Genomic DNA, 13375 nt, shown 5'->3' with positions numbered 1-13375 from the left:
ATTCTAAATTTAAAGTACCTATATAATTCTTTACTTAATAAAAAAGCTTGATTTCTCAACAGACCAGTTTGAGAAATTAAGCTTTTTGAGGTATGAAAAATTATATTTAAAGTGAAAATTATTTTATTTTAGTAGCTCTATTTTTTATTTAGATACGTATTCTGAATTGTTTAATAGATTGACTTTTAAGGAAGAATCTTCCAAAATAAGGAAAGAAATAGACGTTTGGTACCGTTAAAATACAGCAGTAAGGGAGATGGATCAGTCAATGGGACATACAGTAATACTTGCAGAGAAACCTTCCCAAGCGCAGGCTTATGCTGAGTCTTTTGGAAAGTTTTCAAAAAAAGACGGGTATATTGTTTTAAATTCATCTAATGATGTGATTACTTGGGGATTTGGACACTTAGTCGAGTTGGCTTCTCCAGAGGAATACAAGGATGAATGGAAGAAATGGAACATGAAAGAGCTGCCTATTATTCCTGAAATATTTAAATTTAAAGTAGGACAGGGAAAAGCCAAGCAATTTAATGTCGTAAAAAAATTGTTACAAGAAGCTGATCAAATCATCATCGCTACCGATAGCGATCGCGAAGGAGAAAATATTGCGCGTTCGATTATCAATCAAGCTAAAGCGGGGAATAAAGAAATTAAGCGATTATGGATCAATTCACTTGAATCTGATGAAATCCAAAAAGGTTTTTCTGATTTAAGAGATGGAAGAGAATTTTATTCTTCATACATTGAAGCCCAAACACGGCAAATAAGTGATTGGTTGGTGGGCATTAATTTATCTCGTATGTATACTCTCTCTTTGCAAAAAAAAGGCATTAATGAAGGAGTATTCAGTGTCGGACGCGTTCAAACACCGACACTTTATATGATTTACACGCGCCAGAAACAGATTGAAAACTTTATTCCAGAACCCTTTTTCGAATTACATGCAACAGTAAAAGCTGAAAATGGGCTATTTAAAGCTAAGTACAGTAAGAAATTCTCAACAAAAAAAGAACTGCAAGAATTAATCCAAAAACACGGTTTACTGGCTAGCAATCCTGGTATGATTTCTTCTGTTGAAACTAAACGGATATCACAGCCTTCGCCATTTCTGTTTTCGTTAAGTGATTTGCAAAGTTTAGTAAACAAAAAATATAAAGTGAGCCCTTCTGATACGTTGAAACATGTACAGTCGCTTTATGAGGCTAAATTAGTAAGTTACCCCAGAAGTGATTGCAGATATATCACTGATTCAGAGTTTCGATATTTGTTAGAAAGAATAGAAGGGTATCAAGGTATATTAAACCACACCATTAAAGAGCCAAATACAAGCAAACGAAAACGCTATGTAGACGGTTCAAAGGTTCAAGAGCATTATGCTATTATTCCAACTAAAAAAGTACCTACACAAAAAGCATTAGAGAAGCTGCCATCTATTCAAAGAGAGATTTACTTTACTATTTTAAGGCGATCAATGGCTATGTTTGAGACAGACTATAAATATGATGAAACAACTGTCACTGTAGACATTAAAACTGTTCCGTTTATAAGCAAAGGAAAGGTGATATTGGATAAAGGTTGGCAGCGATTAGAATATGGTGCAAGCAAAAAGTCGAATAAAGAAACAACTAGTGAATTACCTTTAGTAAAAAAAGGGGAGTTAGTAGAAGCAGATCTAAATACTTCAGAAGGATTTACTTCGCCACCGAAAACGTACACAGAAGGTACGTTGATTACCGCAATGAAAACTTGCGGCAAAGAATTGGAAAATGAAGAAGAAAAAGAGATCTTAAAGGCAACAGAAGGTATTGGGACAGAAGCAACAAGAGCGAATGTTTTAGAAACCCTTAAAAAGCAGAACTATATAGAGATTCAAAAAAACAATGTGACGGTTACTCAAAAAGGGGAAATCTTGTGCCAAGCTGTCGAAAATACCCTCCTAAGCAGTCCTGAAATGACGGCTAAGTGGGAAACCTATCTAAAGAAAATTAAAAATGAAGACGGCACCCAACAAGCTTTCTTAGACAGCATTCAAAAATTTATTGCTCATACCTTAGATTCAAGTGCACAAGTTATTGAAAAGAGAGATTGGTCTACTCATACCAATAGTATCAACCATTTGTCGCAGAAGACAATTGGAAAGTGTCCAGTTTGTGGTCAGATGATGATCGACAAAGGAAAGTTTTATGGATGTAGTGGCTATAGCAATGGTTGCACCTTCACTTTGCCCAAAAGGTACGTAGGGAAAACACTTTCTGAAGCAACACTTAAAAAGTTACTAGATACGAGAGAAACGCAGTTATTAAAAGGATTTAAGAAAAAAACTGGACAAACGTTTTCAGCTGCCCTTATATTGACAGAAGACAACAAGTTATTGTTTAAACCTTATGAAAAAACAGAAAAGAAATGATAGTAAGGAAAAAGCAGTTCGTTTTGTTGCAACTAATGATTAAACAAATTGGATCGTAAAAATATCACTAAAGTTGGTTCTTCGTTAAATGATATAGATGACTCTTTTAGTAGATAAAATTTCTTCCTTAATGCGCCCGAACTCTTTTACCCTATAATCCACTCTATTTTTAAGTTCCGATTATGAGCTAGGCCTCGTCTAGTGGATAAAACGGATGATTTTTTGTATGAGATTATGAGATAAACTTCTTTTATCTCATAATCTAGTCGATTTTTAGGTTCAATTATGAGCTACAACTGCTTTAGCTCATAAACTCATCTTATTTTCGCACAGTTTTGTGAAGTAGAATCTGTATAAATCATACTAGATTCTTTTCTCTATCTAAAATTGTGTGGTAGCCTCTCTTATCTCATCCTAAACTGCTCAAAAATTTTATGGTGTTCATTCATCAATACAAAAAAGAACTTCATGTGCATAAGGAATGTTACACGAAGTTCTTTCTTTCAAAAAAAAATAGTTGCGTATAGATAGAAAGTCATCTATATTAAAAAGAGTAGAAAAAAGAAAGAGGTTTAACTATGGACTATGAATCTTATGCAAAAGTGATGAAAGCTTTGTCCGATCCTAAACGTGTACAAATAATAGATATGCTTTCTAATGGTGAGTTATGTGCTTGCGATATTCTGGAGCAATTTGATTTTACACAGCCTACGTTATCTCATCATATAAAAGTTCTTTTAAATGCAGGTTTAGTTACAGTAGAAAAAATTGGAACATGGCATCATTATTCATTAAATGAAAAGTGTATTAATCAACTAGTATCTGATACTAGTCAACTTACTTCTGCAACTACACAGCAAATAGGAGGAGAAAATTCATGAAAATTATTGTGATTGGATCCGTTGCTTCAGGTACATCTGTAGCAGCTAAAGCTAGAAGAAACACTGAGGAAGCTGAAATTGTCGTTTATGATCAAGGAAAAGACATTTCTTATTCTGTCTGTGGGATTCCTTATCAAATTGGTGGAGAAGTAGAAGAATTAAGTGCCTTAACTCCTAGAGATGCAGCATGGTTCAAAAAGAGATACAATGTCTCAGTTTTCACCGAGCATAAAGTGACAAAGATTGATCAGACCAACAAACAAGTAGAAGTGACAGATCTTGTTTCTGGAGAAAAGAAAAGTGATCACTATGATGTATTGGTTTTTGCAACAGGTGCTTCTCCATTCACTCCACCTCCATTTAACCAAAAGAAATATGACAATGTGTTCCAAGTTCGAAACATTCAAGACGCCCGAGATATTGGAGCCTATTCAGTTAAACAACCCAAAAAAGCATTGATTATTGGAGCTGGATTTATTGGTTTAGAAATGACGGAACAATTGATTCATAAAGGATTGGAAGTAACCGTTGTTCAATTAGAAGATCAAGTGATGCCCCCAATGGACGCGGACATGACTTTCCGTGTCGAGGAGCATATGCGCGAGAAAGGCGTGAATTTGATCCTTAGCGACACTGTGAAAACGATTGAAGGAGAAACATCAATCGAGAAAGTTATTACGACAAATGGCGTTACGATTGAACCAGATATCGTTATCCTATCTGCAGGTGTACGCCCTAATACAGAATTAGCTAAAGAAATGGGCGTAGAAATTGGAACTTCCAGAGCCATTGCGGTAAACAAAAAAATGCAAACCAATCTTCCAGATGTCTATGCGGTTGGGGATGTGGCAGAAAGCTTCTCCGTTATTACAGGCAAACCCATCTATCGTCCACTAGGCTCAACAGCTAATAAAATGGGTCGAATCGCTGGAGATGTGATTACTGGTGGCGATTTAGAGCATCGAGGAGTATTAGGGACAGGGATTTTTAGAATCTTTGATCTACACGTTGGTCAAACAGGATTAACCGAAAAAGAAGCAAAAAAAGAAGGTTATGATGTTGAAATTTTATATAATATCAAGCCAGACCATGCTGAGTATTTAGGTGGGAAAGAATTAACGATCAAAGCATTAGCAGATAAAAAAACCGGTCGCATTCTAGGTGCGCAAGCTATTGGTCAAGGTGGCGTCGACAAACGAATCGACGTAATCGCAACAGCTATCACCTTTAAAGCAAAAGCTGAAGATTTATTCCATTTAGATTTGGCTTACGCTCCCCCATTTGCGACAACGAAAGACCCTATTCTTTATACGGGCATGGCATTGGATAATGCCTTAAAACGTAATCCATTGATGACACCAGCTGATTTAGTGCAGCTTCAAGATACAGGTGAGACTCTGCAAATCGTCGATACACGTTCAAAAAAGGATTTTGAAAAAGCTCATGTTAAAGGAGCGATTCATATTCCTCTTGCTGAATTAAGAGAGAGAAGTACAGAGTTAGATCAAGCTTTAGTAACAATCACCTACTGCAATAAAGGAGTTACAGGTAATGCTGCTCAAAATGTATTGATTCATCATGGCTTTACAAAAGTGTACAACTTATCAGGTGGAAATAAAAATTATCAAAATTACCTCAAGATGATGAGACTAAAAAAATAATACCACAATCATAACTACTATTCGGGACAAATAGGAAGTTTCCTTTCTATTTGTTTTTTTTGTGGTGTGAAAAGTAATGATGTTAAAAAAATAGTAAGCAAAAGAAAGGAACTAAATAATGTTTAATACGTTAAAAAAATATGGCTGGTTTTTTAAATTGCGTTGGAAAAGCTATTCTTTTGGTGTTTCTGCGCTAATTATTTGTGCCATTTTACAAGTGATGAATCCTAAAATTATTGGGACTATCATTGACCATTTTATAGCAGGAACGTTAAGTTGGAAGATATTACTTTTTTGGGTGAGTTTGATCCTTATTTTTGCCTTAATTATGTATGCCTTACGTTATGGATGGAGAATGGCTTTATTTGGGAATTCAACATTAATTGAATCTATATTGCGCAATCGGTTGTTTTCATTTTTCACACGTATGGATTCAGAATTTTTCCACAAATACCGGACGGGTGATTTGATGGCACATGCCACAAATGACTTGGCAGCTATTCGATTTGTTGCAGCGGATGGTGTATTGACATTGACTGATGCCTTATCATTAGGTGGTGTAACACTCTTTTCAATGTTCTTTTTCATCGATTGGAAACTAACACTAGTGTCAGTTTTACCTTTACCTATTTTGATCATTGTTTCAACGTATTTAGGAAAAATGATCCATGCACGTTACCGTGGTGCACTACAAGCTTTTTCATCAATGAATGACCATGTTCAAGAAAGTGTAACAGGAATGAAGGTCTTAAAAACGTTGGGTGAAGAAAAAGAAGATTTGTCTGCTTTTAAAAAAGAAACGCAACATGTTGTCGATGAAAATCAACGTGTCTACAAATTAAAAGCAGCTTTAAATCCAAGTATAGAAATCGTCATGGGGCTAACTTATGTGATTGCTTTATTAGTTGGTGGAAATTATGTTCAAAGTGGACGGATATCGATTGGAGATTTAGTAGCTTTTATCAGTTACATCGGTATGATGCAGTGGCCGTTGCTCGCAGTAGGTGGACTAATCAATACCCTTGAAAGAGGAAGTGCAGCTTATGATAGAGTAGATGTTTTATTAGCTTATACCCCTTCTATTGTAGAAATGGAAAATCCTTATCGTCAAGCATTAGAGGGAGATATTATTTTTGATATCAAATCGTTTACTTATCCAGATGATGAGAAGCCTGTTTTAACCAATATTTCTTTTCACTTAGCAAAAGGAAATATGCTGGGAGTTGTCGGCAGAACGGGTGCTGGAAAGAGCGCACTCTATAAATTGTTGTTACGTGATTACGATCAATATGAAGGTATGATTTCATATAACGATATTAATATAAAGGACTATGCTTTAGAATCGCTAAAAAAAGGTATCGCCATCGTCCCGCAAGAAAATTTTCTGTTTTCAACAACCATTAGAGAAAATATCCGATTTGGGAATTCAAATTTAACGCAAGAAGAAGTTGAAAAATATGCAAAATTAGCGAATGTTCATGAAGATATTTTGCAGTTTCCACAGGGGTACGATACAGAAGTGGGTGAAAGAGGCGTTTCTTTATCTGGTGGACAAAAACAACGTATTGCTATTGCTCGCGCTTTAGCAGTAGAGCCAGATTGTCTGATTCTAGATGATTCTTTATCAGCTGTAGATGCTCATACAGAAGAAGCTATTTTAAATTCATTGAAAAAAGAGCGAAGCAACAAAACAACGATTATTTCTGCGCACCGCATCAGTTCAATCATGAACGCAGATGAAATCATCGTGATGGAAAAAGGAAGCATTAGTGAACGTGGTTCTCACGAGCAATTAATCGAAACAAAAGGTTGGTACCGTGATATGTATCAAAAACAACAGCTAGAGAAAAAATTAGATGGGGAGGGGTTATAATGGACAAACAAAAACAAACGGCTTTTTCTACTAAAGAATCTTGGCGTATTTTACTTAGTCTATTTCGCTTTGCAAAGCCCTATCAGTTCTTATTCCTCATTTCATTTGTATTCCTAGCCTTGGGTTCAGCTATCGCTGCATATTTACCCATTATTATTCAGCGCTACATTGATACGTATTTAGCAAATGGTACAGCAACAATCGAAATTACGGTACGTATAGTAATTTTTTACGGGATATTAACCATTCTTAAAGCCGTATTTGCTTATGTAAAAGACTTTCTCTTTAACACGGCTTCAGAAAGAACCGTGGGCAATATTCGAAATCAATTGTATGAAAAGGTTGTTTTACTTGGCATGCGCTATTTCGATCAGACCCCAGCGGGGACAGTTGTTTCCAGAGTGACAAATGATACAGAGACAATCAAAGAATTTTGGACTGTCTTTTTGACCATTGCTACTGGGGTATTCAATGTGTTGTCGATTACAATTGCTATGTTTGCACTGAACTGGAGAATGGCTTTAGTTTTTCTACTATTTACACCGGTTATTGTTTGGATCGCAGGGATTTATCGAAAGAAGAGCACACTTGTTTACAGTCGTATGCGAAAAGTACTAAGTCAGTTGAATGCCAATTTAAGTGAATCTATTAGTGGGATGAGTATTATTCAAAAATACAACCAAGAAGAGCGATTAGTAGATGATTTCAATACGATCAATGAAGAATATGTCGTTTCTCGTCGTTCTATGTATAGTATGAACGCATTATTATTGGCACCCGCAATCAATGTGATTGAATCGGTCGCTCTAGTAGCGGTGCTGCTTATTTTTGGGTATCAAGATTGGACTCAAGGGAACATCAATATAGGTTTGGTATATGCGTTTACAGCTTATTCACGATCATTTTTCCAACCAATCAGCCAAATGATGAACAGTTTAAGTTCGTTACAAGATGGAATTGTATCAGGACACAGGGTTCAAGAGTTGCTGAAAAGTGAAGAACTTGCTCCACAATCCAAGCCAGGTACCACGGATATGATCACAGAAGGCCATATTCGCGTAGATAACTTGAACTTCTCATACGATGGCAGTAAGCAAGTATTGCGTAATATCAGCTTTGAAGTGAAACCAGGAGAGACAGTTGCCTTAGTCGGTCAAACGGGATCAGGGAAAAGCTCTATTATTAATGTACTGATGCGGTTCTACGAGTATCACGAAGGAGAGATCACTATTGATGGTCACTCACTGAAGGACATGCCAATAGAAGGTCTTCGAACTAAAATGGGATTGGTTCTGCAGGATAGTTTCCTATTTTATGGGAATATCGCTGACAATATTCGAATGTACAATAATGACTACACAGAAGCTGAAGTTAAAAAAGCAGCTGAGTTTGTTTATGCAGATGAGTTTATATCTGAAATGGAACATGGTTACGCATCAAAGGTCATCGAACGTGGTGCAAGTTTATCTGCCGGAGAAAAGCAATTAATTAGTTTTGCTAGAACCATCCTACGTTCGCCGCGTATTCTAATTCTTGACGAAGCAACAGCTAATATTGATACTGAAACAGAAGAGAAAATTCAAAAAGGTTTGGCCAATATGCGCAAAGACCGAACATCTTTAATCATTGCTCACCGATTATCCACTGTAAAAGATGCAGACCAAATTTTAGTTTTGAGCAACGGAGAAATTGTGGAAAAAGGGACTCATGATGAATTGATCGACAAAAAAGGAACTTACTTTGATATGTATGAACTGCAAACGTATCAAGAAAAAACTGGTGAAATGTAACATTAGATTGAATAATTAAAAGAACGGGCTGAGATTTTTTATCTCAGCCCGTTCTTTGCATAGAGATTATTATTTAGGACGGGCTCAAATAGTAGAGTGAGACCAAAAAAACGTTATTTTCCTTTGAAAATGGCTCCAATTTGATACTAAAGCAAGTTTTTCTAATTTTATCAAACTTTCTCACTTACAGAAACTTCCTTTTTACGCTGCGTTAACATAAAGGCTGTAAGGCAAGCAGTAATCGGTATGATCAGAATTGCGCCTGTTCCAATACAGAATATGGAAATGACTTCTGAGCTAAACACTTTAGAATTGATCACTTCACCAAGCGAGTAAGATAAGTCTTTAAACCAAACGATTAAAGCTAAATAACCACCAATAAATGCGAAATATAAAGTGTTTGTGGTGGTGCCCAGAATATCTTTTCCAACATTCATACCGGATTTAAAAAGATTGTAGCGGTCCATGAATGGATTATGGATAAAAATCTCGTTCATTGCGGAAGAAATAGAAATAGAAGTATCTGTAATAGCTCCTATAGAACCCATTATGATAGTACAACTAGCAATTTCAAGAAAGTTTACCCCAACATAGAGATTGAAGAAAGAAAGTTCTTCTATCTCTTCTATACCAAATCCCTGTATCATAGATTTTTCAACAAATATAAAAATAAGCCCGACTAAAAAGAACAATGTCATCAGTGTTGCAATAAATGAAATAACGGATTTAAGATTTATAGTATTTATATAAAAGAGGTTGATGCAACTAATAAGGATACAAGCAATCATGGTTAGAAAAATTGGATTAAATGCTTCTCTCGTCATTAAGAGTATCGTCAAAAGAGTGATACCAAAGTTTAAAAAAAGAGCAATAAACGATCTTGTCCCTTTTTCGCCACTGATCAATTTCATTAGTACAAATAAAATAATCGATAGGCATACTAAGACATTCATTTATGTGGCCTCCTTTTTTGAATGAAATAAATCGCAGTATAGATACTTATTGGGATGGTCAGTACAATTCCAATACTTCCAACAAGCGCGCGGGTCAATTCCAAGGATAAATTCATCGCTAGTGTGTAGCCCAGCGTAGAACCGTTTTTTAAGTATAGAAGAATCATCGGTATGCTTCCACTGACGTATGCAAAAAACAAAACATTTGTCATAGTGCCCATAATATCTGCACCGATTTCCTTTCCAGAAGCTTTTAAGTTCTTTATTGGAATGGAATTGTTTTTATCGTACAACTCATAAAGAGAAGAGGTAATCGTAATCGCTATATCCATTACAGCACCCAAAGAACCAACTAGAATACTAGCTAAAAATATCTTTTGTGGAGATCTAGTTATAAAAGCCATCTCCTCATATCTAAGTCCCTTTTCAGCGGTTAACTGCATGACAATATAAGCAATAAGAAGAGCGGAAAATGTTCCCGTCAATGTGGCTAAGATAGCAGCATATGTTTTCTCGGTATTTCCACTAACTAAGAATAGAGAAGTAATCGTGAAAAAAACGACTAAACCACTGCATATAAGTAGTAAGTTAGCATTTTCTGAATTTGCGTAGACAGTTAATGCGAGTGACAATACTAAGACATTAATGATTAAACTGACTATTGAAAACCAACCGCTTTTCTTTCCAACCAGTAGTACCGTTAATATAAATAACCAAGCGGCTGCTAAAACATAGGTATCTCGTTTTGGACCATCAATGCTTCCTCTTAAATCACTACCTGAGTTCTTTTGGATTGAGACAAAGAGTTCGTCTCCTATTTCATACTCGTAATCATATGCTCCAGATAGAGAATAAGTGTTTTCTAATGTGATTAATTCACCCTTTTGTTCGCTATTTACTAGTTTCCCAACTAGAGTTTGATCAAACAAACGATCATTAGTAGTTGAATTGTTAGAGCTTTTTTGTTCGTTAAGGGTTACTGTTACGACTTCTGCTATGGGATCATCATATAAATAAAAATTATTTTGTACAAATAACATAGACAAGATGATACACAGCAAAATACTGCCGTATAAATAAAAAGCTTTTTTATTCAAATAGATACCTCCAGTATAAAGATGTTTCAAGCAAAATAAGCATGTTTATTGTAACATATATTGTTTTAATGACTATTCCAGCTAAAAAATTAAGTGAATTTGATTTCGCGTAGCATGACCCATATAATAGCAGTGTGATAAGAATAGTGGGAACAACAAATAAATGAGTGGATTATCCAGTAGAATGATTTGCCCAAAAGGAGTGTAATATGAAGCAGAAATTTATAACTGATTTTGAGATTATGATTCAAAGTATTCAATCTGTCTCGTCTCAACAATTTGCAGGTACAATACTTTTATTCGTAGTCGAAGGAAATTTTATGGTTTCTATGGATGGAAAAGATTACCACTTGCAAGAGAGCGATATTCTAATTATCAATCGAAATACCATCTATAATATTTCTGGAGATTCAAACAATGTTCTTGTTTCTCTTTCAATTACGAATCACTTTTTTAAAATGCAGTATGAGGCTTATTATCATTATATATTTGAATGCTTCTCTAAAAATATTGATACCGGTCGTGAGGAAGTTTTAGCACAATTGCGTCGATTATTAGCTAAAATAGTTATCTCTCATTTACAGAAAAGTGAAGATAGTTCCGTAAGTGTTCAAAGTGATCTTTATCAAATTTTATTGATGATGATTCGTTTTTTCAAAAAAAGTATTCCTTATCAAGAACAAATTGAACTCGAGGATGAGCGAATCACACGCATTCTAAACTATATAGAACACCACTATGGTGAACCTCTATCACTGACAGATATGGCAAATCAAGAATTTCTATCGTCTTCTTATTTTTCTCGTTATTTCAAACAATTTGTAGGCATTAATTTTTCGAAATACTTGACTAGTGTTCGACTTAAGCACAGTAAAGAAGATTTGATCCATTCTTCAGATTCGCTCTTTCAGATTGCATCTCGTAATGGATTCACTACCGCAAAACAATTTGCACTTGCTTTTAAAGCAGCTTACCAGCAGACGCCAGCTAATTATCGGAAAAAACATAAATCTGCTGCTCTTACAGAAGGAGATATTACTAGGAATAGTAGTGGAGAGTCTAGTGTTTTAGATTCTCCAGAAGTGCTGGTAAAATTGACAAAGTATTGTGATAAAGAAGTGAATCAGTCTCTTTTAGGGAATGATTTTACAAGTGAAAAGTTACTTGTTTCGCCAATGGAGCAAACAAAAAATACGCTTATGCATGAGAAACACATTATTTTTGTTGGTGAATTAAAAGATGTTTTAAATGAAAATATAAAGAAACAAATATTAATGACACACAGTTCAATGAAAATAGACTATATTGGTATTCGTAATTTAATAGGCGGGTCAACAATTCTGCCAGAAGTTAACACTGATGAAATGATTTCTACTACTTCAAGTTATGCCAATTCTGATCTGGCTTTACGGACAATTAAAGAGTTAGGATTCAGTGTATTTCTGCGCATTAATGTAAATGAAATACTTTATTTTAAAGATTATTTTTCTAGGTTAAAAGCATTTTTAAATCACACCATCCAAGTATTCGGGAAAGATTTTGTTAAACATTGGCATATTCTTTTTTATGTACCAAAAGAAACCAAGCTGGATCCTTTGATACTAGAAGACTTATATGAGACTTTGCACGGAATTTTAAAAAAGAAATCGTTGCATATTCAGTTGGGTGTTTTTTTACCTTTTGATGAAGAAAAGATGAAAACTGTATCCAGTCATGAGTGGGTGTTGAAAAAGACACACAGTATTGATTTTATCAGTTTTGATGCTAATCGGAATACGGATATTAATTTTGATGAAACAAGTGATCAAAATTTTATTAACTCACAAAATTACCACATAAATAAAACAAAAAAATTAAAGCAATTTCTTCAGAAGAATGGCATTAGAAAACCATTATTCCTTGATATGTGGAATACATTAACGGGAGATTCACGGTACATCAATGGCACATTTTTCCGTGCAGCTCTCATTTTTAATACTGTAATAGAATTAAGTCAAGAGGTACAAGGGTTAGGCTTTTGGATCAATAATGAAATTCATGAGCGCACTCATAATAGTACAGATCTAGTTTCAGATGGACTTGAACTTTTTCATTATTTTAATGGGAAACGCCCAGTTTATTACGCGATGTTTTTTAAAGAACGATTATATGGAACCATCTTATCAAAAGGTGAAAATCACCTGATGACAAAAAATGAAGATGGGTACCAAATAGCCATTTTTCACGAGCGGAATTTTAATCCTCGTTATTCAGTGGATGAATTATTTTTGAAACAGCACAGCAAAGAACTACAAGTGACCCTTGATAGTTTAGATCCTGGTGAGTATCAAGTTACTCGGTTTAAATTTGACCGTAAAAATGGTGCTCTCTATGACAACTTAAGAAAGATAAATAGTAAGCATGGCATTAATCAAGACGTGATGAAGTATATTATTTCTACCGCAACTCCAGATGTGGAAATAAAAGATGAAATCATTAATGGGAAATGGTCTTTTTATGCTTATATGGATATCAATTCCATTCATTTTATTGAGTTGAAAAAAATTGAATTAGATCTTTAAAAATTACAATAAAATGTTTTGAAAAATAAAATGCTCATTCTAGTTGATTATCAGCAGAATGGGCATTTATTTTTTTAAAAAGCAAAAAGATAAAAAAGAAGCACATTTCTTGACCTGGTATAGACCATTTAAAAAGAATGAAGGCAAAAAAG

8 protein-coding genes are annotated in these 13375 nt (G+C 34.8%); 6 read left to right on the top strand and 2 right to left on the bottom strand.

Annotated features, from left to right (window positions below; genetic code table 11):
• The first annotated feature begins 268 nt into the window (after positions 1-268).
• From CAR_RS10580 to CAR_RS10560, 5 genes are all read left to right on the top strand, one after another.
• Positions 269-2407 (top strand): type IA DNA topoisomerase, encoded by a 2139-nt coding sequence (locus CAR_RS10580; protein ID WP_041556619.1) that lies wholly within the window; start codon positions 269-271, stop codon positions 2405-2407.
• Positions 2408-2985: 578 nt separating this feature from the next.
• Complete coding sequence (locus CAR_RS10575; protein ID WP_013711727.1) at positions 2986-3288, top strand: ArsR/SmtB family transcription factor; 303 nt, start codon at positions 2986-2988, stop codon at positions 3286-3288.
• Positions 3285-4949: an FAD-dependent oxidoreductase gene (locus CAR_RS10570; protein ID WP_013711726.1), complete on the top strand. Its 1665-nt coding sequence runs from the start codon at positions 3285-3287 to the stop codon at positions 4947-4949. Before CAR_RS10575 ends, CAR_RS10570 begins: the two co-directional genes overlap by 4 nt.
• Before the next feature lie 118 nt (positions 4950-5067).
• A complete protein-coding gene (locus CAR_RS10565; protein ID WP_013711725.1) occupies positions 5068-6822 on the top strand; it encodes an ABC transporter ATP-binding protein in 1755 nt (584 codons plus the stop codon).
• Positions 6822-8612 (top strand): ABC transporter ATP-binding protein, encoded by a 1791-nt coding sequence (locus CAR_RS10560; protein ID WP_013711724.1) that lies wholly within the window; start codon positions 6822-6824, stop codon positions 8610-8612. The genes CAR_RS10565 and CAR_RS10560 overlap by 1 nt, the downstream gene beginning before the upstream one ends.
• A gap of 170 nt (positions 8613-8782) precedes the next feature.
• Here the strand turns inward: CAR_RS10560 and CAR_RS10555 are convergent, their stop codons facing one another.
• Positions 8783-9565: a YibE/F family protein gene (locus tag CAR_RS10555; RefSeq protein ID WP_041556617.1), complete on the bottom strand. Its 783-nt coding sequence runs from the start codon at positions 9563-9565 to the stop codon at positions 8783-8785.
• A complete protein-coding gene (locus CAR_RS10550; RefSeq protein WP_238526696.1) occupies positions 9562-10662 on the bottom strand; it encodes a YibE/F family protein in 1101 nt (366 codons plus the stop codon). The genes CAR_RS10555 and CAR_RS10550 overlap by 4 nt, the downstream gene beginning before the upstream one ends.
• A 209-nt stretch (positions 10663-10871) precedes the next feature.
• On the opposite strand from CAR_RS10550, the gene CAR_RS10545 reads away from it, so the two are divergent.
• Positions 10872-13223 (top strand): helix-turn-helix domain-containing protein, encoded by a 2352-nt coding sequence (locus tag CAR_RS10545; RefSeq protein WP_041556615.1) that lies wholly within the window; start codon positions 10872-10874, stop codon positions 13221-13223.
• Positions 13224-13375: the final 152 nt, after the last annotated feature.

This window comes from Carnobacterium sp. 17-4 (assembly GCF_000195575.1).
Classification (GTDB): domain Bacteria; phylum Bacillota; class Bacilli; order Lactobacillales; family Carnobacteriaceae; genus Carnobacterium_B.
This window is presented reverse-complemented; position numbering and strand designations above follow the sequence as displayed.